This is a genomic window from Haloterrigena turkmenica DSM 5511 (assembly GCF_000025325.1).
GTDB lineage: Archaea > Halobacteriota > Halobacteria > Halobacteriales > Natrialbaceae > Haloterrigena > Haloterrigena turkmenica.
This window is the reverse complement of the sequence record NC_013745.1, coordinates 349,935-375,097: the sequence shown is the minus strand read 5'-3', so window position 1 is coordinate 375,097 and position 25,163 is coordinate 349,935. Positions and strand designations below refer to the sequence as shown.

Here is a 25,163-nt window from a genome sequence, read left to right as displayed (position 1 = left end):
GGTTACAGTGGTAGGTTGAACGCTTTGACGGGCGTTTCGTAGAGGACTTTCTTCCGCTCATCTTCCGTGAAGTAATTGCGGAGATACTTATCGAGTTCTTCAACGTGATCGAAGTCCCAGTGTGGATAATCGGTTGCGAACATGAGATTGTCCGCGCCGATCGTTTCGACGATTCGTTTCATGTCAGCCGGGTTATTCGGTTCTCCGAGCGGTTGTGAACCGAAGTAGAACGAGTCTCGGATGTACTCTTCGGGGCTTTTCTCCAACAGGGGTACTTCGCTTCGGCGCATGTGGTATATTTTATTCATTCTATGCATCATGTACGGCACCCATCCGATACCTGCCTCGAGGAAAATAAAGTCCAGATCCGGGAACTTCTCGGGCACTCCTTCACCGATCAGACTGGACATCGTTGCCATCTGTTGCCAAGGATGGCCCAACGTCTGGACCTCGAAATAGTTGTTGAACCCTTTGTTGTGCATGGGGAAATCGAACAGGAATTCGTCACCGTTTCCGTGATACACCATCGGTAAGTCGTTGTCCTCGGCGGCCTGGAAGATGACGTCGTACTCCGGATCGCCGAGCGGAGGGTATTCCCCGCTGGTACCGACGTAGACGCCGACGATCTGATCCTCGTCACCGACTCGGTCTAACTCTTCGGCTGCCTTATGGGGTTTCTGCGTGGCGATCGAGGCGAGCCCGAGGAAATCGTGGTCATCAAGGAACCGATCGAACAGGAGGTCGTTGTACGCCTGCATCAAGTTAACGGCCAGATCCGGCTGTGAAAACTTCCCCAGTGGTTCGAATGTGTTAATGATCGGGTACTCGATGTCGAACTCCTTTTGGAACGCCAGGAGGTCGTCCGGCGACGTAAACGTAGAGAAGTGATCATCTATCTTTCCACCCATCCGTTGATCCCAACTGCTCGAGGGGAAGATCGGATGTGGCGACTCCGTAATGCTGGAGCGGTACGGTTCATCCATGTATTCTGCCACCGTTTCTTCTTCAACTGTGATGTGGACGTCCGTATCAATCACAGTCGTTTCTGATGTCGCATGTTGGGCTGTCTCAGACATCAATCCGAGCGTCACTTCTGAGAGTATTAAATTTTTTGGAAGGGGTTTTTCTTACCTCTCCATTCGGTTCCCGTACCGTTGCTACATTCAAACGTATCACCGAGGCTTTAAATTCTATATTATGGAATCGACGTCTAATTTCGAACTCACGGAGATCTTATAAACTCGGACTTTACAACCATACTATTGTAATAAAGGGCACTCAGGTATTACAACGGTATGTTTGTAACTCCACCTTCGAGGTGGATTTCCGCCGTCGTAATCAGAAGAAGAGAACACGGAACGAACGGATTCATATCGCGATGAAGCTACCGAGAGCCGCTCGAAGATCGATTCTATAATATGAAATCAAGGGACAAGGAGACCGATTGTTCGATAATAGAAGGGCTATATATAATAGAATTTGATTGTGGGTGGGGAGCGGTTTAGGGGCTGCAATGTGCTGTCAACGGCCGTTCAGCCGCATTCCCGTTCTCGAGCGTTCGACCGAAAGACCGATATTGATCGTTATATACAACTAGGCGTATGAACGAGCGACCCGACTGGTGGGAGAGGAACGCGAAACTTCGAGACGAAATGGATTTACAGTCATACGAACCACCGCAGTTCGAAGATGGAACCTACGTTCATATCGTCGTCGACAAAGTAGAACGGGATCTCGGCTGTTCGATACGGTTCGTTGCGGAGGACCCGACGTTTCCGAGCGTCTGGGCGATCGAAGTCGACGGTGAACAGGCTCGAACGCTTCAACGACAAAAAACCGAAAGAGGAAACGTCGTCTATCCGCTGGGAACCGACGAATTCGTCGAGATAATCGAAATCCACGTCGCCAAGTGACTACTGGATAGTCGGTTCACTAAGGTTCAGTTCGATTACGTTGATCGACTGCATCAGAAGTGGCCGGAGATCATCTTCAACGCGATCGTCGTTCATTCGGTGGGTCGGGCCGGCGATGCTGAGCGATCCGACAACAGTATCACTAGCCGCTGTGATCGGTGCACCAACGCTTTTCAATCCCGAACGGAATTCCTCTCGGTCGTACGAAATCCCCGTTGATCGGATCTCCGATAGTTCCTCGAAGAGCTGTTCGCGACTCGTGATCGTGTTCTCGGATTGAGGCGGAAGTCCGTAATAGTCGACGATCCGTTCGACCTTCGACTTCGACATGTGAGCGAGGACGGCTTTGCCAACCGCAGAACAGTGAAGGAGCGTTCGCTCTCCCGGCTTGGCGGGGTAGTCGATGGCCTCGCTGCCCGAGTTGATATCCAGGTAGACGCCCTTCCCGTGTTCCTCGACTAACAGCGTAATCAGCTCCCCGGATTCAGCTGCGAGTTTCGCAATCTCTTTCCTTGCAGCGTCATAGAGCGGTAACCGGTATCGTGCCTTTTCACCCCGGTGGAGAAACTTGAGTCCCAGATAGTACTCGCCGTCACGAGCGACGACGTACTCTAGCTCGCGGAGAGTGTCCAGATGATTGTGCACGATGCTCGGTGGTCGATCGATCTCCTTGGCAATCTCCGAGACGCTGGCTCCTTCTAATGATGCGAGTGCCTCGATTACACGCTCCATCGTTTTAAGCGATTTAACCGGGTTAGACGCCTCGTGCATATCCCACCGTCCCGACCAATCGCCATAAGATTTTCTATATTATGGAATGCGTGGAAGTAATACAATCCGTGAGGGATCCTCATCTGGAACGAAACCCGCCATAACGGGGGAAGATATATATATCACAACGATGTGGAAGAGAATGCCATGCGATCCGATAACACGAGAACAGATCGTAGATCGATACTCAGGGCATGTAGTATCGGAGCGACGGTAGGTCTGACAACGACAGCAGGATGTCTCGGAACTGATGATGAAATCGCCGTAGCTTCCATGAAGTGGAGCGAGGCTCGGCTCATGGGATATCTGGGATACGAAATGCTCAAGGAAAACACGGACACCAGCGTCGGAGACGAGACCAGTCTAGGAGGTTCGAGACAATGTTTCGAGGCCGTGAAAAACGGAGGAATCGACCTCTATCACATCTATACTGGCGGCGCGTGGTCAGAGCTTCCACCGCAGCGCGAGGAGCTAATTTCCGATCCGGACGAACTCTATGAGCAAGTGAAAGATGATATGGAAGAAGAACACGGGCTGGCCTACCTCGAGCCCGCCGCATTCAACAACACGTACGCAATCGGTGCTAGCCCGGAGTGGGCCGACGAAACGGGTATAGAGACACTGAGCGGGTTTGTTGACTACATCGAAAACGGAAATACCGATGTTTCGATCGTTCTTGGACCGGAATTCCAAGAACGGTCCGACGGCTGGCCTGGATTGGTTGAACATTATGGTATTGAAGAATCCGCGAAGGAACTCGACATCCAGAGCGTCCAAGCCGATCTTACGTACGAGATTCTCGGCGAAAACGAGGCGGATCTCGGAATGGTGTTCAGCACGAATCCAAACATTCAGCAGTTCGATCTTACAATTCTAGAAGATGACGAGGAATTCTTCTTGCCGTATAATCCGGCCCCATTGGTAAAGAAAGAAACAGTTGAAGAATATGATATCGAGGATCCCCTCAACAAAGCCTCACAGTCGCTAACATCCGAAGAAGAGGTTCGGAAGCTGAACAGTCGGATCGACCTGGAAGGAGAGGATCCACAGGACGTGGCCAGAGATCACCTGAAAGAGAACGGCCTAATTTGAAACATGATAGAGTCATACATTGAGTTCACACTCAATAACTGGAAGGACCTCTTCCAGCTTCTTATCGAACACGTTGAGCTCGTCGTCCAGACGCTGGTAATCGCGCTCCCGCTCGGAATCTTCCTCGGGATATTCATCGCGTATTACCAGCCTGCAGCGCTCGGCGTTCTGTGGGGCGCTGGCATCGCGATGACGATCCCCAGTCTCGCACTGTTCGGGCTGCTCATCCCGTTCCTCGGGATAGGTAATCCGCCAGTCATCGTTGCCCTGGTACTGTACGCACAACTGCCAATCATCAGGAATACGTACATCGGACTAACCGGTGTCAATGAAAACATGATCGAAGCCGGCGAAGGGGTCGGAATGACCCGGTGGCAGCGACTCCGCCAAATACAGATCCCGGTCGCACTGCCGGTGATTACCGCGGGTGTGCGGAACGCGACCGTGATCCTGATCGGTGTGGCAACAGTGGGAGCGTACGTCGGTGCCGGTGGGCTCGGTGACTACATCTTCACGGGGATCTACCAGGCGAATACCGAAATGGTCGTCGTCGCAACGATCATCGTCTCGCTGTTGGCGCTGGTCTTCGATTACGGCCTCAAAACGGTTGAACAGCTCTTGCAACTTCGAAACGGAGAAGATATCTCCCTCACGAGGGGGACGAAAGCAATTACAACGGTGGTACCATGATTGAGTTCGATAACGTCAAGAAGACCTACGCAGATTCGACGGTAGCGATCGAAAATGTGAGTTTCGAGGTAGCCGAAGGAACGACGACGGTTCTCGTCGGACCGTCGGGCTGTGGGAAGACCACGACGATGAAACTGGTCAACCGTCTCGAGGATCCGACGGAAGGAACCGTCTACTACGACGGGACCGACACCCAAGCGATCGATGTTACCGAACTCCGCCGTGACATCGGGTACGTCATTCAGGAGATCGGCCTGTTCAATCACATGACCGTCGGAGAGAACGTCGCCACCGTCCCGAAACTCAAAGGATGGGACGCTGATCGGATCGACGACCGAGTTGACGAGCTACTCGAATTGATGGCACTCCCGCCGACGAAGTATCGGGACCAGTACCCGCGTGAACTCTCCGGCGGCCAGCGACAGCGCGTCGGGGTGGCACGCGCACTCGCTGCAGATCCGGACGTCCTGCTCATGGACGAACCGTTCGGAGCGTTGGACCCGATAACGCGCGCGGACCTGCAGGACGAGTTCCTCGAAATTCAGGCAGAGATCAATACGACGATCCTCTTCGTCACTCATAGTATCGACGAGGCGCTGAAAATGGGGGATAAGATTGCAATCTTCGACGTCGGCGAACTGGTCCAGTACGATACACCGCGGAACATCCTCGAGGATCCGAACAGCGAGTTCGTACGCGACTTCGTCGGCGACGACGTCACGCTCAAAAAGCTAAGTCTGATAAACGTTGAAGAGATCATGCAATCGCCCGACACCAATGACACGGCGGCTAACCACGTCGAACAGACCGTAATGACGAGTGGCGGCGAGATAATGCATCAACTTGATCCCGATGACTCGCTGAAGTCCGCATTATCGATGTTCGTCGAGTCGGATGTTCAATCACTTCCAGTCGTTAGAGACGGAGGAATCATCGGGATCGTCGACCAAGACGATGTCTTCGATCTCTACAATGGTGACTGAGATGTCGGAACTGTCCACACTAGTCGAAGGCGGTCAATACTTGATAGAGAACTTCGACCAGTTCTTGACGCTCCTCCGTCAGCATATCATATTAGTTTTGGTCTCCGAGTTAGCGGCGATTGCCGTTGCAGTGCCCCTTGGAATCATCGCAGTTCGATACAAACGGTTGCAAGGGGCAATTCTCTCAATGGGTAATGTCGCACAGACGATTCCGACGCTGGCCGTTATCGCGTTAGCGTTTCCGATCTTCGGACTGGGGTTCAGTTCCGCAGTTATCGCATTGTTCGTATACGCGTTATTACCGATCCTCACTAACACGATAACAGGACTCGATCAGGTCGACGAGAGTACGATCGAAGCGGCAAAGGGAATGGGTATGACGAAAGGTGAGATATTACGCAAGATCCAGTTGCCAATGGCACTCTCGGTGATCTTCGCGGGAATCAGAACGAGTATCGTTATTAACGTCGGGACCGCGTATCTGGCGTTTTTCATCGGTGGCGGCGGACTTGGCGTGTGGGTCATCAGCGGTATCAACCTGTTCAACACGCCGCAAATCCTTGCAGGAGCGATTCCAGGGGCACTTCTTGCGATCACGCTCGATAGCACGTTTGCATTTATCGCACGCCAAATCGGCGGAGAAGGTCTTCAGGACCAGTCGATTGCGACAGGATAACCAGCCCCTTCAACAGTGTCTTCCTCACTCACGTTTCGATAGTCTAGCGGAATGCATTATACAACCGATGAGACCGTGGATCGGTGCCTGAGTCGAATTCAGTGAGCGGAGAAAGTCATAGGTTCGAGCGGGCTGCTCCAAGCGGCACTGTCTAGTTCTGTATCTCCTCAATCGCCGTCTTTCCGCCGAGAGCTTGGTATGGTCTTTGACGGTCGTAGTAGTGTACAAAACTTTCAATACAACCGTGGACGCTCGACTGACTGTTCACTCACGAGTTATGGAAACGGCCGATCCGCGTTTTGAGGGTATAAAACCACTTTTCGAGCAGGTCCGCTCGGTATAGTTGACCCGACCGCTCAGTCCTACTCGAGAGAGGGGCAATCCGATAACTGAACTGATCAACGAGAAGCTCTATCCCCGAGAGATCGTGTTTATCGTGGGTATTATACAGAAACGAAGCTACTAAATCGGTGCCATATCGACTAAATAATGCAACGTCGAGAATCAACATTGTTTCGGCGTATATTGTATTGTATAGACAAGACTACTTGCCATTGATCTTGACAGCGGTCTCGTCAACAGCGACCCGCGACAGCGAAGCCATCCGCGGGTCGCGTACGTTGTCGGCCAGCCGATGAATCCCGTTCCAAACCGCTCCGTGAGAGCGTTCAACGCCTAATTCAGCGAGAATCGTTGTTGTCTCTCGGAGCCAACAACCGGTCTGATGGAGGCGGACGGCGAACACCCTGACGCAACCGCCGTCCACTCGTTCTCCCACGATTCTCCTAAATCCACCTCATAGAGACCGCGTGGTTTGGTTGGCGCGCGGTATTGATCCGGCGGTTGTGTTCCTACACAGACTCCGCAAGAAACACGATATCTCAGACACTATGCTTCTGGTCGATCAATTCGGCTTTCGGACTGCCCTCGCTCGAGTAGGGATCGGACTGTCTGGTCAACTATACGGAACAAAACCACACCGAAAAGTGGCTTCACACCCTCAAAATGCGCGTCGACCGTCTCTACAACTCGTGGGTGGAAAATCAGACGAGTGTCCTCGAGTGGCTTGAACAGTTTGTTTATTACTACCACATGAAACGCTCGACGGAAAGACACCAGCTAAGGAGTCTAGAAGTAGATAATACCGAGACTTCGACCTTGCAAAACCGTGAGGGCCCCTGGTTTTCTCCAGCGGCTCCTCAAACACGGATCGTCTTAGCCTAGCGGAGTGTCAGTCTTTGCGCTGTGAGTCCTCGTGGGATTCCGGTGAGCCCACGTGGGATTCCGGTGACTCCTCGTGGAATTCCGGCCTGGACGACCTTTTCTCCTTCGCAGAACTTTCGAATATCGGCGCGACTTTCCGAAACTCGACGCTTGTGGCGACGATAGCGAGCATCGCGATCGCGACGAACGGAAGTCCCGAAAGAATCGCTAACGATTGCAGTGCCGAGACTCCCCCTCCAACGATGAGTAGCGACGCAAGAATGCCCATCAGTGTTCCCCAGATGATGCGGTTGAGGCTAGACGGCGATTCTTTCCCACCGGTCGTTAACATCCCGAGTGCAAGTGTCGAGGAATCTGCGGACGTGAGAAAGAACGTGGTGATAAGAATCGGGAACAGACCTACCAGTAGCGGTGCCAGGGGCAGTGCATTAAATAACGGAAGCCCGGAGATGGCGACGCCGTGTGCTGAAATCTCTTCAAGCAGGTTGACGCGGCCAGAGCGTTGGAGCCAGATAGCTGTACCACCCATCGTATAGAACCAGGGGAGCGTCCCTGCCGTTGCCCCGAAGATGGTTGCGGCAGCCACTTCGCGTACGGTTCGTCCGCGAGAGATGCGTGCGACGAACAGGCCGCCGAACGGCGCCCAGGAGAACACCCACGCCCAGTAGAACACGGTCCAGGAGCCGATCCATCCGTCGTTCTCTCCCATTCCGGTGTACAGACTCATCTCGAAGAAGTCATTGAAATACCCTCCCGTCGCTTGTACTCCCAAATTTATTATAAAGTTAGTCGGCCCTACGAGAAACGCGAGCACCCCCAGAAGAGAAAATAGGACAATATTAAACAGCGATAATCGTCGGATCCCCCGTTCGACGCCCAGGACTGCCGAGAGCGTAAAAACGACCGTTAACCCGGAGATGAGTAGGATCGTTTCTGTATTTCCAAATGTTATTCCGGTGGTGTATTGAACGCCGCTCAGGAGCTGGCTCCCGATGAACCCCAGCGTCGTGGTGATACCACCGATAGTGACGAGTACTGCGAGGATATCCAGTAGTTTTCCCCAGACGTTGTCGAGCCCGTCAATGCCGACGAAAGGCATGAGAAGCGTCGAGATCCGCAACGGTGCCTCGTGCCTGTACGAGAGGAACGCGATCGGGATCCCGATTATAGCGTAGGGTATTAGATAGTAAATTCCCCAATGAAAGAGCGTGTATTGGACCGCACCTGTCGCTGCTGCAGGCATCTGCGACTCCGCATCGATTAGCGGCGGGACGGTGTCGTAGTGGAACAGCGCCTCCGCCGGGCCCCAGAACACGATGCCCGCCGCGATGCCCGCCGAGAACATCATCGCGAAGAATTCAAAGAGTGTGAACTCCGGGTCCTCTGCCGGCTTTCCCAGCGTAATGTCTCTCCATTTCCCGAACAACAGGAAGAGGACAAACAGTAGCATGAGAAACATGGTGACGACGTAGATCCATGTGTAGTTATGTCTAATATGATCCGTAATAGCGAGAATCGTTCCTACCGACGATTGGGGATATATAAGAAAAATTACTATAGCTATGAGAGAGAGGACAAACCCTGTGACAAAAACTGTCGCATCGATCTCGTCGACGAACCTCGATACGCTCGACTTCCCGTGCGGGATGCTATCTTCTGATTTCATATTTAACTCATTTTTGATAATATCGTATATTCCGAGCTAAATGGTACGAGTAGTAGATGGTCTGAGCAGAGGGTTCTAGCGAGGTGCGGTTAGAGGAGGTTCTGAATTCCAGGCGTCGCGAACAACGGCAGTGACATTGGAATTCGGGGTGTTCTCACGGATAGAGATCTTCCCACGCTCGTCGACAGTTATTCGATGGTCCGAGTGGACGAACTCCAGGGAAACAGGGGAGGGTTCGTCTCGCTCGCTAGCATAGTCACCGAGTATACTGAGGACTTTTGGATCAATACTCTCGTAAAGCGGTGTGACCTCCGTAGGTCGAGTATTTTCGATCGCGGCGAGAGCCTTGGCGAGCGTGACTGTGAGAGAGTAATCGGCCTCGAAGTCGTGATGACAGGTGAATTCTCCCGACGATTCTTCGAGTGCGCTACTCTCGCTGGACGGGCGGATGAAAGAGAGGGTCGAGGAACTGGTCTCGTCTCGGCTCAGAACTATTTTCCCCGTACCGTCGACGGTTATCTGGTACCCCTCGTGGGAGAAGGTGAGGCTCACCGGTGACGATCCGTCGCTCGCGTCTGCACACTTCGAGAATGAATTAAGCAGTTTCGGCTCGATACTACCGTCTATCGGATCCATATCGACCGGGGAGCGGTTTTCGACGCTCGCTATCGCATCGACGACCGATACCAACAGCTTTTCTTCGCTATCAAAATCGTGATGGAAGGTGCTGCAATCGCGATAGAATGTGTCTTTTAACTCTCTCAAATTCATCATTACGTGGATCAGAGAACGACTGGGGAGAAAACCCTTTTGTAACCTTACCAATATTTTTACCGTGTCAATTTATAATTCAGGACGAAATAAGACTCCATGACACGAAACTAAGCCTTCTAAAGTATGCGTTGTAAGTCGGTATTATGTGTCTTCAGGAGCGTTCGCATGTGAGAACATCGATAGAGCGATATTGTTAACAAGTGGTACTATTCTTGTTGAAGATGGTCCCGAGAAAACAGTCGGTAGCTTGACAATCGAGTGACACCGAGACTCACTATCTCGGGTGATCCAGTCCCGGCTCCGACAGCGCCGATAGAGATCAAAGATCAGACCGCCTAACCTGGGGAGTTCGTCAGAGGTAGGTGCGCCGAGACTTGCGTGTAACCAGTAGCGGACCCCGAAATCTACGATCGATTCGCGGCTGATGTCGGGACGACCAAACTCCGTGCGATCGGATCAGCTTGAGTCTCTCGAGTCCATGTGGGTACGATCCTAGGCCGTTATCTGACAACATCGGAACTCCGAGGACTCTACTGTTCGAGACACACATTTCGAACCGCTCCGGTGTCTCCATCAACGAGATAACTCCGAACCTCCTGGCGAGATAGGAGTAACGACGGTGTGACCTACCAGTAGCTCGGTCATACCAACCGGGTTAGCAACTAGCAAAAATCCTACCTGTGGGACGGGAGCCCCGGCGGTTATGCCGGGGTGAAGCCGCAGTTCGGGGAGCAAGCGACGTCGAACGATATCGTAGACAGACACTCGTGACACACCCGGACCATGTGAGACCGCTCTGAGTCCGTGTGGAGCGCTGGACTCTCTCCTTACGATGGCAGAATCTCTGTCTGGCCTGATACCGACTGAGTAACAGATGATGGGAATTTAATACTTTCTGGCGGTGAACATCTGCGCGAGCGAATAACATGACGACAGCTCGGAGTTAGACCAGACCGTTATCTCCGACGGGACTCTGCAGCGTCAATACCCGGACGGTGGTGCACTCATCGCGATCAGCGATCCTGCTGAGACGGCCAGCGATCGACCGGTGTGGTGCGTCTGCTGTAAGAAGCGCGTGGTGCCAGTAAGCGAGAGCTTCACTCTGCTATTTCGGCGAATCGTTCTGCGCGGTATAGATATCGCCGTTGCGCGCCGAGACATCCGCTGTCACGCTCGTTGCTTACGTTATCTGCTGTCATCCGCGGTCGGGTTCGCCCGTGGCCTGTTTTCGTCGCGTGACGTCCGCTGTCAATCGTGAGTCACGTGACGCAGGAATACATCACCGCTGGTGACTCCCGCCGGTGGACAGATCCGCCGATATAATAAATACCGGATATATTCCACACACAAGTTCACACGCGATAATTGTGAGAAAGAGTGACGTATGAAAATACGGAACGCCGTAGAACGCTTTGCCGAGGAACTAGACGCGGGTGTGTTCAGCATTGGCTTCGGCGTAGCACTGATAGCGATCGTCGTGTTCTTCCTCAACCCTGAGGCGTCCGCCGAAAAGATGGGCGCGGTCAACGAGTACCTTTGGTCGGAGTTCATGTGGGTATACGTGTTCTCGATGTTTCTCATGGTCTTGTTCTCCCTATGGCTGATGTTCGGCCCGTGGGGAGACATTAAGCTCGGTGATCCGGACGAGTCGCCCGAATTCAGCACCCCGGCGTTCTTCGCGATGATGTTCTCGGCGGGCATCGCGGCGGGCATCGTGTTCTGGGGCCCGGCGGAGGCGCTGTTCCACTACGACACCGTCCCCCCGATGATCGGTGCGGAGTCACAGACACAGTCAGCAGCGATCGGCGCTATTCAGTACACGCTATTCCACTGGGGGATCTCGTACTGGGTTCCGTACCTGATCGTCGCGATTCCGATCGCCTTTTTTGCGTACCGGCGAGACGCGCCGATGCGCATCTCGACGCTGCTAGCGCCCTTTCTCGGCGTCGATAACTTGGACCGTCCCATCGCCAAGGTCGTCGATATTCTGGCGGTGTTCGCGACTATCGGCGGTATCGCGACAACCTTAGGGTTCGTCGGAAGTCAGTTCCTGACCGGTCTGCAATACAACTACGGCGTCACTCTCGGCGATGGCGGTACCATTCTCGTCATTACGGGGATGACACTGGCGTTTACTGCCTCGGTCGTCTTGGGCGTCAAGCGTGGTATTCGGAAAGTTTCGATGTTCAATATGTACGGATTCGCTCTGCTGTGTCTAGCCACGTTTCTGCTGGGTCCAACGACCTACATCATGAACACCGGCCTGCAGGCCATCGGCGAGTACGCCAACGGCTTTCTCCGGATGAGCCTGTACACGAACGCTTCGGGGTCCGGCGAATGGGTCGGCAACTGGACCGTGTTCTACTGGGCGTGGGTGTTCTCCTGGGCGCCGTTCGGCGGTCTGTTCGTCGCGCGCATCTCTCGCGGACGAACTATCCGGCAGGTGACCGCGACGGCATTGATCGGCGCGACCGTCGCTACCATCCCGTGGTTCCTGACGATGGGTGGTACGGCGATTCACCTCGAACGGACCGGTGCTGCGCCGATGCTCGCCGCCGTTTCGGAACACGGCGTCGCCGTCTCCGGGTTTCCGCTGTTCGCCAATCTGCCCCTGGGGTCGCTGCTGTCGCTCGTCTTCATGATGCTCGTGATCACGTTCTTCGTGACCTCCGCCGACTCCTCGACGCTGGCGCTGGGAATGCTCACGACCGGCGGCAAGGAACACCCCTCGACCATCAATCGCGTGCTCTGGGGCGGCTTGATGGGCGGCCTCGCGTCGCTGCTTATCGTCGGCGGCGGCCTCGACGCGCTGCGCTCCTCGGCTATCATCACCGGCGGACCATTTGCCGTCATCGGCGTCCTAGCTATCGTCGGGATGTGTCTGGAGTTCCAACGTATCCGTCCGGTCCTGCAGGCGAACACCGACGATCAGTCCACCGAAATCGACGAACAGTCGCCGCCCGTGTTTGCGACGAACACGGACGACGACGACTAACATCGTCGCCTTCGCTGGCCGATCCAGTCTCCCCACCTCGTATATCGGCTTTCGGGCGCCGTTCGCGGCGCTCTGTTAGATCCGATCTGCGACTATCGACCTCGGTGGTCCAACCGTTGGCCTGTTGTTAGAGCCGGTCGTCGACGTGGGCCAACGAACCCAGATTTTCCATCATTTCTCGCGTCTCGATACGTTTGGGGGCATAACTCCCGCTGGACCTCGTACAGCGTCATCGCGTGCTCGGCCGTGTCGACCTGGTGTTCGGCTGCCACGCTCCCCGCGAACACTTGTGCGTCTCCGCGACGCGTACTCTCTCCGCGTCGACACGGGGATCGTTCACGATTCCGAGCTGCTCACGAGTACGCTGAACCGTTGGACAAGGCTCGAGTGCTCGTTACCGCCGCCGACGAAGCGCTCGACGATCAGACGTCGTTCTCTGCAGAAACAGCACCCGACGCGATGGGGAACTCTGATAATCTTGATCGTCGACAACTACGACTCCTTCGTCTACAATATCGTCCAGCGCTCGGCGAGTTCATCCCCGTCGAGGTCCGCAGAAACGACGAAATCGACGTCGAGGGAATCCGGTCCCTCGATCCGGATCGGGTCGTCGTCTTGTCCGGGCCGGGGAAACTCGAGGATGCGCGTGTTTCCGTCGACGTGTTCGCCGAAACGGACTACCCCGCGCTGGGAGTGTGCCTGGGATATCAGGCGCTGTGTGCTGCTCACGACGTTTCAGTTGGCCACGCCCCCGAAGTGATCCGCGGGAAGCCGTCCGAGATGCGCCACGACGGCGCTGGACTGTACGCTGGCCTCTCCGATTCGCTCGAGGTGGGGCGATACCACTCGCTCCCCGTCGAACGAGAGTCGTTGCCGTCTCGCCTCGTCGACGGCCTGGACGGACGACGACTGCGAGACCCTGATGGGCGTCCGGCGTGCGGACCGACCGCACGTTGGCGCCCAGTTTCATCCCGAGGGTACCCTCACCGACGCGGGCAAGCGGATCATCGAGAACTTCCGCTCGACGGTCGCCCAACGTTCGGTCTGTTTCGGGTAATCTCGTTCGGCGCGACGCTCACGGTCGCGAACGAATCACCGATCGCCTCCCAGATATTCACAGTGATACCACTGTTATTTTAATTTCTTTCTAGATGGTCGCACGTCTCGTCGCTCTCGACAGGAACGCGTCCGTCTCGAGACGGGCCGGTCTCCTGTACTGTCCGATCAACGAGACCTGTCTAGTAGTAACGGTTGTCTGTGTCCGTTTCCGGACAGCGGATAAGGTAACCCGTGTTCCGAAACACAGTAGTATGGACGACCGGAGAGTTCGAGGATCGATTGAACAGTGGTATCCAGACTATCACCAGCACCTACCATTACGCCCCTGCTGCAGTGGCTGGTTCGTCGTTACGGCTAAGAACGAGGGAAATCGAGCTACCGAGACCCGTGTTAGTCCGTGGCTGAGGACGGGGCTACGAGATCCATGGCAGTCCGAGATCGGGACGACCGTTGAAAGGGTCCGTATCCCTCATTCTGTGTGGGGCACCCGCGTCAGGCGCCACGTCAAACGTTTCCGCACCGATTAAAATATCTTCACGTGGATAGCTACGGGAGTTTATACGATCTTGCCAGCAGTAGTGTACACCTCGCCCCGATCTCCCCGCAAACGGGCGTCGAATTTGGTCGCTCCCGCCACCCGTAAATTAACCACTTCTACCAGATGACTCTGCGACCGCTGACGCTGCGAGTGACTTCCCCCCACCCTACTCGCTCACCGCTGACGCGGTTCGCTCCTTGAGGGGGTTCCGGCTTCCATGACGGTGTCAGATCCTGCGAGTCTGACAGCCCGCCAGACGTAGTCTGGCGAACGCGCTTTGCAGACACCGAATCGGTGTCCGTAGGGAGCGCAGTCTCCACAGGCGTTCGAAAATCGCTGTGTGATTTTCGCAGCCGATCAGAACCGCGACGCGATTCTGAGGACGGTAATTCGGGACAGTCCGTTCCTACTCGTTCGAGACCGCGAGAAAGACTATTCCGCGACGAATTCGCGTCTCTATCCGGAGGGGTACCCGGTCGAAGACATGAACCGAAAATAGGAGCGAAAGCACAATTAGTGGATGATCCACCGCGAAAAAGAAACACTATTAATTTTTAGTATAGTGAGGAGGTAATAATATCTCGGTGGGTTTATATCTTATTACGGAACTTTAGGAGATAGGGTAGCCGCATGCTAACTCGAGACATGAGCACCGCGCAAGCGGGTAAAACGGGAGTCGACGTGCGAAGCGAGAACAGTGTCGCGAGATCGTTCGAGTTCACGTCGACGCGCACAGCGCACGACCAGGACAAGTGATTTCGTATGGGTAACTCTGATCCAGACGGTCGCTTCGCTCGGTTCGCGAACGAGCTCGACGCTCCCGTGTTTCTCGTCGGGTTCCTCACAGCGCTGGTAGCAGTCATCGCCTTCGCTCTGATGCCGGACGCCGCCGCCAGCGCCGTCAAGCGTGTGAACTCGTTGGTGGAGGAAAAAGTCGGCTGGATGTACCTCCTCGCGATGTTCTTCATCGTGGCGTTCGCGCTGTTCCTGGTGTTCGGTCCGTGGGGGAACGTCAAGCTCGGCAAGCCGGACGAGGAGCCACAGTACAGCTTCTTGTCGTACTTCGCGATGCTGTACTCGGCCGGGATCGGCGCAGGGATCGTGTTCTGGGGCCCAGCGGAGGCGATCTTTCACTACGACACGGTTCCGCCGCTCGTCGGCGCCGAGTCGCAGACGGCCGACGCAGCGGTCGGTGCTGTCCGGTACACGTTCTTCCACTGGGGGCTTTCTGCGTGGGCCGCGTACGCTATCATGTCGCTTCCCATAGCGTTCTACACGTACCGGCACGACGCGCCCATGCGCGTCTCGACGGTGCTCACTCCATTCTTGGGCATCGACAACCTGGACAGCGTCTGGGCGAAACTGGTCGACATCCTCGCGGTGTTCGCCACCCTCGGCGGTATCGCGACGACGCTCGGGTTCGTCGGGAGTCAGTTCCTGACCGGTATCGAGTACACTACCGGGGTATCGGTCGGTGACACCGGAACGATTCTGGCGATTGTCGGCCTGACGATCGCGTTTACGCTGTCAGTGACGGTGGGTATCGAGAAGGGAGTCCGTCGGGTGTCCCGGTTCAATATGGGGCTATTCGTGGTAGTCATGCTTCTGACGTTCGTGCTGGGCCCGTCAGCGTACATCATGTCGGTCACGACGGAAGCGCTCGGACAGTATATCAATCAGTTCGTCGCGATGAGTTTCTTCATGAACGCGGGCAACGATGCGAGCTGGGTCGGTAACTGGACCATCTTCTACTGGGCCTGGTGGTTCTCCTGGACGCCGTTCGTTGGGCTGTTCATCGCCCGCGTTTCGCGGGGCCGTACGATCCGTCAGGTAGTCGTCACCGGCGTCTTGGCGTCGACGGCGGTGACGATCCCTTGGTTCGGGATCATGGGTAGCATCGCGATCACGGAACAGTCGACCAACGCGGCGGATATCCTGGGGGTCATCTCCGAGTATGGCGTCGCCGGCTCCGGGTACCCACTGTTCGAAGCATTACCCGCCGGCGACGTACTGAACCTCCTTTTCCTGCTGCTGATCACGACGTTCTTCGTCACGTCGGCGGACTCCTCGACGCTGGCGCTGGGAATGCTCACCACCGGCGGCGAACTCGAGCCGTCCACGATCAACCGCGTGATCTGGGGCGCCCTGGTCGGGGCACTGGCGTCCCTGCTGATGGTCGTCGGCGGCGTCGACGCGCTCCAAGCGGCGTCGATTATCACCGGCGGTCCCTTCGCCGTCATCACCATCCTCGCGGTGCTGGCGATCAGCTATCCCTGTCACGATATCCACCCGGTGTTCTTCGACACTGATCGTTCGGATTCCGCGTCGAATCAGTCCGCGAGACTCGACGCTTCAGGGGAGACAGCAGCTCGAGAGTCGGATGATGATTGATCAGCCGTGAACTGAGTAGACCGTCCGGTCGCGGCGACGGGAGCGCATCAGTGCAGACGACGTCGCCCTAGTTCTCCTTCTCGTTGCACGGCGATCTGTCTTCACCGACGTTGCCGTCTGCTCACCTCACTCCTCCGTTGACGTCGCGGGGCACGATAACCTGGACTGCACAGCGGCAAACAGCGTCGCGCAGTTCGGTCAGAGCGTCCGTCGCTCGAGGCGGCAGGCCTCGAGTCATCGTATACACGATGTGCCCTCGATCGCAGTCCGGAGTCACGGGTGGTTGTCGACCGTATCAGCTCTCGAAAAGACCGACCGTAACGGCGTTACTGGTCGAACCTCTTAAAAAGAGTAGCGCGTACTCGAGGAGCGATAGCCTGCCCGCTACCCGTAGATGGGAAACTCCTGGCAAAGGTGTTCGACCGTCGAGGCGGCTCGGTCATGAACGTCCTCGTCTTCGGGATTGTCGAGTACGTCCACGATGAGGTCGGCAACGGTCTCCATCTCCTTTTCTCCGAATCCCCGGGTCGTGAGCGCCGGCGTGCCGACGCGGATCCCGCTGGTCACCATCGGCGACCGCGTTTCACCGGGTACGGTGTTCTTGTTGACGATGATGCCGACGTCGGACAGTAGCTCTTCGGCCTCCTCTCCCGTGATGTCTGGGTGGGAGTCGCGGAGGTCTACGAGCATGAGGTGCTTGTCCGTTCCACCGCTCACCAGCGAGAGTCCTCGGTCGTCGAACTCGTCGGCGAGCGTATTCGCGTTAGCTATGGTCTGCACGGCATAGGACTGGAACTCATCGGTGCTCGCTTCTGCGAACCCTGCGGCCTTGCCGGCCACGCTGTGCATCAGCGGCCCGCCCTGCGCGCCGGGAAACACGGCGGAGTTGATGTCGTCCGCGAACTCTTCGTCGCACATGATGATCCCGCCGCGGCCGGCGCGGATCGTCTTGTGGGTGCTTCCGGTGACGAACTCCGCGTGTTCGACGGGCGAGGCGTGAACGCCGGCGGCGACGAGCCCCGTCACGTGAGCGATGTCCGCGAGGTGGTAGGCGTCGACCGCGTCCGCGATATCGCCGATACGTTCGTACTCGAATTCGCGAGGATACGCCGAGGAGCCGCTAACGATGATGTCCGGGTCGAACTCGCGCGCGAGGCTCTCGAGTTCGTCGTAATCGATGTACCCCGTCTCGGGATCGACCTCGTACTGTTCGACGTCGTAGAGCTGTCCCGAGAAGTTGACGTTGTGGCCGTGAGAGAGGTGTCCGCCGTGCGACAGCGACAGCGATAGGATCTTGTCGCCCGGTTCGAGCACGGAGAAGTACACGCCCATGTTGGCCTGCGTGCCGCTGTGGGGTTGCACGTTGGCGTGGTCGACCCCGAACAGTTCCTTCGCGCGTTCGATAGCGAGTTCCTCGACGGTGTCGACGTGTTGGCAGCCGCCGTAGTATCTCCCGCCGGGGTATCCCTCGGCGTACTTATTCGTGAGGACGCTCCCCTGTGCTTCGAGCACGGCTTTCGAGACGTGATTCTCGGAGGCGATCATCCCCAGCGTCGATTCCTGCCGTTCACGCTCGAGGTCGATAGCCTCGGCCGTATTCGGATCTATCTGCTCGAGCGATTGTTTGAACGCCATATCTAGACATCGATTATGGACGGTAAGTATCTTGCGTGCAGCGGGCTTCCAACCTCAAAAAGTAATACATATGATGGTATATGCTGGCGAGCCCGCGCGCTACCTGCCTTTAAGATACAGGAGCGGATATCGGTGTCTATGAAGCGCGCAATCAGTACCGACGATGCTCCGGCAGCCGTGGGCGCGTACAGTCAGGCAACTACGAACGGTGAGCTGCTTTTCACCGCAGGTCAACTCCCGCTTACAACCGACGGAGAACTCCTCGACGATGCGTCGGTCGGTGAACAGACTCGACAATGTCTCGAAAACGTCAGCGCGATTCTCCAGTCCGAAGGGGGATCGATGGACGACGTCCTCAAGACGACCGTGTTCCTCGACGATATCGACGACTTCGACGAGTTCAACCAGGCGTACAGCGAGTTCTTCGACGAAGAGCCGCCCGCCAGAAGCGCCGTCGAGGTCGGCCGCGTTCCCAAAGGCGCCGCAGTCGAAATCGAGGCGCTCGCGGTAATCGAGTAGTCTCTGTCGGTCACGAGGGATCGATCGTCCGCAGCGTGACGCGTCCGCACGGACGCTGCTGGCGGCTTTCTGACAATGAGGGTATGACTGGGTTATCGACTCCGGTACAGTCGGCCGGTGCTCGATTTCACCGATACGCCTTTTCCATCCGGCGTGATATGGTCGTTCATGTGCCAATACTGTAGCTACCGATACCACGACGGCTGGACGCAGTTATTACAGTACGACGACGTGTATCAGAACACTATCAGTACAGAGTCAGAGGCGACGTACGGGTTCCACGAATCGTGGGACGAACTTCGAGAGGACGTCGGCTACGGCGCGTCCTGACTGATCAACTCGGCCGAAGTTCCCTATCCGTGTTCCGAGCGTACGCGGCAATCTACGTCGTCAGTCCTCGTCGGTCATGCCCTCCGAGAAAATCGGGCTGACTCCCCGACCAGACGCGAGACGAGGCCGTAAAGGGAAGCCGGCCGAACGAATCGGCAGACTGATTCTCGCGACACGGCCGGCGAGAGGCTCGGTGGTCAGCGTTCGTTTTTCAGCTCGTGCGACTCGAGAGCGTCCGAACCGGGCGGTGATTCGGTGCCTTCGTGATGGCTCCGATACGAGAAGTTCGCTCGAACAGAAGCAGTCGACGAGCGAGATGTCCGCGACGATCAGTCGTCGCTGACTGCGGTTCCGCCGTCGCTATCGGCTCCAGCGTCGGGCGCCCGCAACACGTCCGGATTGGCCTCCGATCCGAGCGGCTCGACGCGGACGCTGGACACCTTGTACTCGGGAATTCCCGTGTGCGGGTCAAAGCTCTCCTGAGTGAGCTTGTTGACCGCGCCGGCAGCGAAGTGCATCGGGATGAACAACGTTCCCTCGCCGACGCGGTCGGTTACGTTCGCCTTGACGACGATGTCTCCGCGGCGCGACTCGACCTGGACGTACTCGCCGTCGGCGACGCCGAGTTCGTCGGCCGTCGACGGGTTGATCTCGACGAAGCTCTCGCCGACGTGGCTCATGAGCCCCTCGACGCGCCGGGTGATCTGGCCGGTGTGCCAGTGGTAGAGCACCCGCCCGGAGGTGAGCGTGAGCGGATACTCTTCGTCGGGCAGCTCGCCGGGGTGTCCACCGTCCGCGGGCACGAAGCGAGCCATACCGTCGTCGAAGTTGAACTCTCCGTCCTCGTAATCGTAGAGGTATGGCGTTCCGGGGTGGTCTTCGTCCCAGCAGGGCCACTGGAGTCCGTGCTCGTCGCCCGACTCGAGGCGGTCGTAGCTGACACCGCCGTAGATCGGGACCAGGTCGCTGATCTCGTCCATGATCTCCCGCGGGTGGTCGTAGTCCCAGCTATACCCGAGCCGGTTGGCCAGGTCCTGAGTGATCTCCCAGTCTTGGCGCGCCGTCCCGGGCGGTGTCGCAGTTGGGCGCACCCGCTGGATGCGGCGCTCGGTGTTAGTGAACGTGCCGTGTTTCTCCGGCGACGTCGCTGCGGGCAAGATCACGTCCGCGTGAGTCGCCGTCTCCGTCATGAAGATGTCCTGAACGACGAGGAACTCGAGTTTCTCGAGTGCCGCTTCGGCGTGCTGGATGTCGGGTTCGGACAACGCGGGATTCTCCCCGACGACGTACATTCCACGCAGGTTGCCTTCGTGAGCCTCCGAGAGCATCTCCGGCACCTTGAGCCCCGGCTCCTCGGGCGGGCGCTCGCCCCACGCTTTTTCGAACTTTTCGGCGACCTCGGCGTCCGCTGGATCCTGATAGCCCGGCAGGCTTCCAGGAAGCGTTCCCATGTCGCCGCCGCCGCCCTGCACGTTGTTCTGCCCCCGGAAAGGTGAGAGCCCGGCCCCGGGCTTGCCGACCTGGCCGAGCGTGAGGGCGAGGTCGGCCATCGCGAGGAGGTTCTGCGTGCCGTGGCTGGACTGGGTCATTCCCATCGCCCAGCCGAAGACGACGGTATCGGCCTCGGCGAGCGTCTCGGCGGCGGACTTCAGCTCTGCAGGCGGAACGCCAGCCAGCTCTTCGACGTTCTCGGGTGTGAACGCCTGTACCTTCTCCTTGACTTTCTCGAATCCCTTCGTGTTACGTTCGATGAACGCCTCATCGTGGAGGTCGTTCTCAATGATATATCGGATGAGACCGTTGATCCAGGCGACGTCATACCCAGGTCTGGTCCGTGTGTACTGGTCGGCGTGCTCTGCGATGTTGACCTCACGGGGATCGAAGACGATCAGGTCGGCGCCGTCTCGGACGTTTTGCTTGATACGGGTCGCCAAAACCGGGTGCGACTCCGTCGTGTTCGACCCGGTGATGAGGTAGGCGTCGGCCTCGCCGACGTCCTCGTTGATGCGGTTGGTCATAGCGCCGTACCCGAGCGTCTGTTGTAGCGCCGCCACCGTCGTCGAGTGACAGAGCCGCGCACAGTTGTCGATGTTTTTCGTTCCGAGAACCTGTCGCGCGAACTTCTGGACGAGATACGCCTCTTCGTTGCTCCCCTTCGAGGACGCGAGACAGCCGACGGCGTCGATGCCGTGTTCGTCCTGGATCGCGCGCAGCCCGCTCGCGACGCGATCGAGCGCCTCGTCCCAGGACGCCGTCTCGAACTCGCCGTCCTCGTTGCGAACAAGCGGTTCCGTGATCCGCTCGTCGCTGTTGGCGAACTCGTGGCCGAACTTCCCTTTCACGCAGGTCGAGAAGTTGTTAGCGGGCGCCTTCGCGGGGTCTTCGACGGGTTGGACACCGATCGCGTCGCCGTCTTTGCCCCACATCTCGAATCGGCAGCCAACAGCACAGAACCCGCACGTCGTCTCCTCCTTGTCGATCTTGCCGAGGCGGTAGTCGCTCACGGTCGACGCGACGTCGAACAATCTCCCCTCGGGGAGCACCTTCGTCGCGATGTTTTCGGCGGTGTGTTCGCCCGCCAACATGGCTTTGTGACCGTACTCGGTGGCGATGTCCATCGCACGGCGCCTGCTCTGTGACATAAACCGTGCGACGCCGCTTCGATCGTCTGGACTCACGCTGGGGCCGGCTCCGATCCGACTCTCTCCGCCGGGGTCGGGCGAGCGATTCGGTGCCGTCGTGTCGTCGAGCGTTTCGACTTCTTCATGCTCGATAACCGTCCCGATGGAGTTGCGCTGGGTGAACCCTGGAAGCGGAAGCGTCGCCGCGCCGCCGATGTCCTTCTCTGTCAGCGCGCCTGTCGGACAGACAGTCGCGCAGTGACCGCAGGAAACGCAGTCGGACTCGGCCATCGTCTCGGCGTCGGACTGGAAGCCGATCCGGGTATCCTCGCCGTGGCCCTCGATGCGGAGCACGCCCTCGACCTGGACGTCGTTACATCCCTCGACACACCGGTTACAGAGGATGCACTTGTTCCGGTCGATCTGGATGAACGACGAACTGTCGTCGAGCGGTTCGTACTCGTCACGATCGTCAAAGACGCCATAGCGCGGATGGTCGACGCCCTCGCTGATTGCGGTGTCCTGTAGTTCACAGCGGCCGTTGCCGTTGCAGGTCGTACACCGGAGGTTGTGGTTCGAGAGGACCAGATCGAGGTTGACGCTGCGCGTCTCTTCGGCATCGGGGGTATCCGTCTGCACGGAGAGCCCCTCCTCGGCCGGGAACGAACACGAGGGAACGAGGCCGTGCTCGTCGGTCTCGACCATGCAGGTCCGGCACTCGCTCCGCGGACCGATCTCGCCGCTGCAGTCGCCGTCGCGGTCGTAGTAGCAGAGTGCAGGGACATCGGCGTCGTCATCAACGCCGTCCTCGCCGGGGTCGACGCTGACCGTCTCGTCGCTGACGGCCTGCATCGCGTCGATAACGGTCGAACCCGGCGGGACGGTCACCGGTTCGCCGTTGATCGTCACCGTCGTCGGCTCGTCGCCGTCGGTACCGACGGCGGGGTCGTTCGCGGTGCCGGTCTCGAACGTGGCGGAGACCGGCGTATTTGGTTGCGAGTCTTCGATATCGGGAACGCCTGGAAGTGTGTCGTCAGTGCTCATAGTTTCTCAGTACAGGTACCGCTGGGACAGCGACCGTCGGCGTGTGCATGGAACTCCGGTTCGAACTCGTCGATCGCGGTCGTCACGGGGCGGGGCGCGTGAGCGCCGATCTGGCAGTTGCTCGACCGAGCCATCACTCGACCCAGTTCGCGGATCGTGTCGGCCTCGAGCGATCCCTGGTAGACGTCTCGCAGGAGTTCGGTGAGCTGTTTCGTCCCTTCGCGGCCGGGCACGCAGCGGCCGCTGTTCTCGGTGGACGCGAATCGGGCGCGCTCGCCGACATCGGCGACTACGCACCGGTCGTCGTTCAGCAGTTCGACCACGCCGTCGGTCCCGAGACCGGCTGCAGCGAGCGACTGTGCGGTCGGAGCGACGTCGAGGCTTCGCGTAATGCCGCCGAGAACGCCGCCGACGCAGGCCATCTTGAACGAGCCCGTCAGTTCGACGGCGTCTCGTACCACCGAAAGGCTGCTGTCTGACGGGAGTTCGATGGTCGCCGGATCGGCGACGTCGCCAGCGACGGTGATCAGCCGGGTTCCCGGATCGGCGGCATCCGCGTCGAACGCGTCCGAATCGCGGATAGCCCGCCGTACCTGTGCGAACGTCCGCGGCGTGTGGATGACCGTCGGCCGCCCGTAGAGACCGTACTCGGCGGGTGACGGCGGCTGGAGACGCGGTTCGATGCGGTCGGCGCCTTCCATCGCCTCGAGCGCGGCCGTCGGGGCGCCGGCGCGGTACTCGTCGGGGCCGGCCACCAGCTGCGGAACGATCGGCAGTTCGCCGGCGACTGCATCGATCGCTTCGCGGAGGTGTCGATGCAGGTGGCTATCCTCCTCGTTCAGGTAGACGACGGCGTCGTCGGCACCCACGTACTCGGCGACGGCGGCTATCCCGTCGAGGACGGCTATCGGCGCTCCGCCGAGCAGCACCTCGTCCGCTCGCTGTTCGTCGCGCGTCTCGTTCGCATTGGCAACCACGACCGGGTCTCCGTCCGCGTCCCGCGCGGTCTCCCACACGTCGGTGACGGGGTCATCGGCGGCGGCGTCGCCGCGACCCCGACCGAGGAGTCCGATATCCGTCACCGTCTCGGCGGTTCGTTCAGACGAGACGATCGGCCACTCTTTCGGATCGAGAGGATCGGCCCATCCACACCGGCCGAGCACCGACCGCTGACCGATCGAGAGCGGTCCCGTGTTCGGGATCGGGATCGTCGTCGTCTCGGACCCGTGTTCGACGACCGCGTCAGCGCCATCCGCTGGGATGGCTCCGTCTTCCAGCGTGTCGACGATGTTCTGGGCGGTCGACGGCTTCGGGTCGGCGAAGAACGCCGTCCGTCCCTCGCGTGTCGCCACGACGAGCGGTTCGCTCCCCGTCGCACCGGTCGGTCCCGTGCGGACCACCGGTATCGAATCGGCTTCGTCTCGCATCGCCGTCACGACCTGTTCGTCGCCGTTCGCCGCTACGTCGGTCGCGACGCGAACGAGAGGTGAGCGATCAGCGGTGCTTGTACCCCGTTTCATTGGTTATACCGTTGAATCGCAGGGATAAAAACACTCATGACCGGACTACTGTAAGCATTTTGCATAATAACGGGTGCAAAATACGCGACTGAAGTCATCGGTGTGTCACAATCGAGCCGTTGGGGGTTCGATGTTCCCTGTTACGGATTCGTCTCCCCATACCCGCTCACGGCCAACTTGGTTCCAACGGCCCGACGCGAGTCGATCCCTCGCCGACCATTCACTTAGCTTATCAAAGAGGTTAGGATCCTCTGGGCTCATATCAGGTACGATGACGAACCCCCGATTCGAGGAAGTCAAAACGGAAGCGGCGGAGGCAGTCTCCGGTAACGATCTCCGTTCGGTGTACACTGGTATCGTCCACGAGAACGGCCGCCACGAGTACTATTTCGGTAACGATACCGAGGAAGCGGCCGAACTTCGGGAAGCCGCAGCGGTTCAGCTCGGCATGCTGGTGCGCGTACTCGCCGACCGTTCCGACAGCCCTGTCGAGGAGATCGCCGATCTCGCGGTCGAGCGCGCCGAGCAAATGGAGCTTCGGTGAGCGCTTGACGGCCGGGATTTCGTGGCCGAATCCTCTCGGGTAACGCGACCACACGCTGTTCCGTGGTGCAGACTATAAAATATAAGATGGCCGATAGTATTTGCTTTCCCAATTCTGTATTTGGTCATTGAGAAATATAATTCTCCCTCACCAACACACTTTTAGCATAATACGGAGG

General features: G+C 57.8%; 17 protein-coding genes and 3 pseudogenes. 12 read left to right on the top strand and 8 right to left on the bottom strand.

From position 1 onward, the window contains the following. Nucleotides 1-2: 2 nt before the first annotated feature. Nucleotides 3-1,076, bottom strand: a complete 1,074-nt coding sequence (locus HTUR_RS23100) for an amidohydrolase family protein (RefSeq protein ID WP_012945777.1) — start codon at nt 1,074-1,076, stop codon at nt 3-5. Nucleotides 1,077-1,601: 525 nt separating this feature from the next. Between HTUR_RS23100 and HTUR_RS27685 the strand changes: the two genes are divergently transcribed. Further along, nucleotides 1,602-1,913, top strand: coding sequence for a hypothetical protein (locus HTUR_RS27685; RefSeq protein WP_012945776.1), 312 nt, complete (start codon nt 1,602-1,604; stop codon nt 1,911-1,913). Here the strand turns inward: HTUR_RS27685 and HTUR_RS23090 are convergent, their stop codons facing one another. After that, on the bottom strand, nt 1,914-2,684 hold the full coding sequence (locus HTUR_RS23090) for an IclR family transcriptional regulator (RefSeq protein ID WP_012945775.1): 771 nt from the start codon (nt 2,682-2,684) through the stop codon (nt 1,914-1,916). Between the two features lie 147 nt (nt 2,685-2,831). Between HTUR_RS23090 and HTUR_RS27680 the strand changes: the two genes are divergently transcribed. The 4 genes from HTUR_RS27680 to HTUR_RS23070 are packed head-to-tail and all read left to right on the top strand — an operon-like array spanning nt 2,832 to nt 6,125. Continuing rightward, entirely contained in the window at nt 2,832-3,776 is a 945-nt protein-coding gene (locus tag HTUR_RS27680; protein ID WP_012945774.1) for a glycine betaine ABC transporter substrate-binding protein, read from the top strand. A 3-nt stretch (nt 3,777-3,779) separates the two neighbouring features. Beyond that, a complete protein-coding gene (locus HTUR_RS27675; RefSeq protein ID WP_012945773.1) occupies nt 3,780-4,466 on the top strand; it encodes an ABC transporter permease in 687 nt (228 codons plus the stop codon). Further along, nucleotides 4,463-5,449: an ABC transporter ATP-binding protein gene (locus tag HTUR_RS23075; protein ID WP_012945772.1), complete on the top strand. Its 987-nt coding sequence runs from the start codon at nt 4,463-4,465 to the stop codon at nt 5,447-5,449. The genes HTUR_RS27675 and HTUR_RS23075 overlap by 4 nt, the downstream gene beginning before the upstream one ends. Before the next feature lies 1 nt (nt 5,450). Continuing rightward, nucleotides 5,451-6,125 (top strand): ABC transporter permease, encoded by a 675-nt coding sequence (locus HTUR_RS23070; RefSeq protein ID WP_012945771.1) that lies wholly within the window; start codon nt 5,451-5,453, stop codon nt 6,123-6,125. A gap of 151 nt (nt 6,126-6,276) precedes the next feature. Here the strand turns inward: HTUR_RS23070 and HTUR_RS26155 are convergent. Continuing rightward, nucleotides 6,277-6,920 (bottom strand): annotated as a pseudogene (locus tag HTUR_RS26155) (IS6 family transposase). A 32-nt stretch (nt 6,921-6,952) separates the two neighbouring features. Between HTUR_RS26155 and HTUR_RS28240 the strand changes: the two are divergent. After that, nucleotides 6,953-7,267, top strand: a pseudogene (locus HTUR_RS28240) (IS6 family transposase); the annotation flags it as partial. A gap of 89 nt (nt 7,268-7,356) precedes the next feature. Here the strand turns inward: HTUR_RS28240 and HTUR_RS23065 are convergent. Continuing rightward, nucleotides 7,357-9,015, bottom strand: coding sequence for a BCCT family transporter (locus tag HTUR_RS23065; RefSeq protein WP_012945770.1), 1,659 nt, complete (start codon nt 9,013-9,015; stop codon nt 7,357-7,359). 75 nt (nt 9,016-9,090) lie between these two features. Then, nucleotides 9,091-9,789 carry a HalOD1 output domain-containing protein gene (locus HTUR_RS23060; protein WP_012945769.1) on the bottom strand — a complete coding sequence of 233 codons (699 nt, stop codon included), beginning with the start codon at nt 9,787-9,789 and terminating at the stop codon, nt 9,091-9,093. 1,384 nt (nt 9,790-11,173) lie between these two features. On the opposite strand from HTUR_RS23060, the gene HTUR_RS23055 reads away from it, so the two are divergent. The 3 genes and pseudogenes from HTUR_RS23055 to HTUR_RS23045 all read left to right on the top strand — a co-directional run bounded on the left by HTUR_RS23055 (nt 11,174) and on the right by HTUR_RS23045 (nt 16,772). After that, nucleotides 11,174-12,784 carry a BCCT family transporter gene (locus HTUR_RS23055; protein ID WP_012945768.1) on the top strand — a complete coding sequence of 537 codons (1,611 nt, stop codon included), beginning with the start codon at nt 11,174-11,176 and terminating at the stop codon, nt 12,782-12,784. 472 nt (nt 12,785-13,256) lie between these two features. Beyond that, a pseudogene (locus HTUR_RS23050) lies at nt 13,257-13,841 on the top strand (anthranilate synthase component II). A gap of 1,302 nt (nt 13,842-15,143) precedes the next feature. Then, complete coding sequence (locus HTUR_RS23045; RefSeq protein WP_012945767.1) at nt 15,144-16,772, top strand: BCCT family transporter; 1,629 nt, start codon at nt 15,144-15,146, stop codon at nt 16,770-16,772. A gap of 384 nt (nt 16,773-17,156) precedes the next feature. On the opposite strand, the gene HTUR_RS23040 is transcribed toward HTUR_RS23045, so the two are convergent. After that, nucleotides 17,157-18,407 (bottom strand): serine hydroxymethyltransferase, encoded by a 1,251-nt coding sequence (locus tag HTUR_RS23040; RefSeq protein WP_012945766.1) that lies wholly within the window; start codon nt 18,405-18,407, stop codon nt 17,157-17,159. 138 nt (nt 18,408-18,545) lie between these two features. Here HTUR_RS23040 and HTUR_RS23035 point away from each other — a divergent pair, with 138 nt between their 5' ends. After that, nucleotides 18,546-18,926, top strand: coding sequence for a Rid family detoxifying hydrolase (locus HTUR_RS23035; RefSeq protein ID WP_012945765.1), 381 nt, complete (start codon nt 18,546-18,548; stop codon nt 18,924-18,926). Nucleotides 18,927-19,094: 168 nt separating this feature from the next. Then, nucleotides 19,095-19,256: a hypothetical protein gene (locus HTUR_RS27670; RefSeq protein WP_012945764.1), complete on the top strand. Its 162-nt coding sequence runs from the start codon at nt 19,095-19,097 to the stop codon at nt 19,254-19,256. Nucleotides 19,257-19,585: 329 nt separating this feature from the next. Here HTUR_RS27670 and fdhF read toward each other — a convergent pair whose 3' ends face one another. Next, nucleotides 19,586-22,921 carry a formate dehydrogenase subunit alpha gene (gene fdhF, locus HTUR_RS23030; RefSeq protein WP_012945763.1) on the bottom strand — a complete coding sequence of 1,112 codons (3,336 nt, stop codon included), beginning with the start codon at nt 22,919-22,921 and terminating at the stop codon, nt 19,586-19,588. Then, nucleotides 22,918-24,441, bottom strand: a complete 1,524-nt coding sequence (locus HTUR_RS23025; RefSeq protein ID WP_012945762.1) for an NADH-ubiquinone oxidoreductase-F iron-sulfur binding region domain-containing protein — start codon at nt 24,439-24,441, stop codon at nt 22,918-22,920. Before HTUR_RS23025 ends, fdhF begins: the two co-directional genes overlap by 4 nt. Nucleotides 24,442-24,712: 271 nt before the next feature. Between HTUR_RS23025 and HTUR_RS23020 the strand changes: the two genes are divergently transcribed. Next, nucleotides 24,713-24,985 (top strand): hypothetical protein, encoded by a 273-nt coding sequence (locus HTUR_RS23020; RefSeq protein WP_012945761.1) that lies wholly within the window; start codon nt 24,713-24,715, stop codon nt 24,983-24,985. The last annotated feature ends 178 nt before the right edge of the window (nt 24,986-25,163 follow it).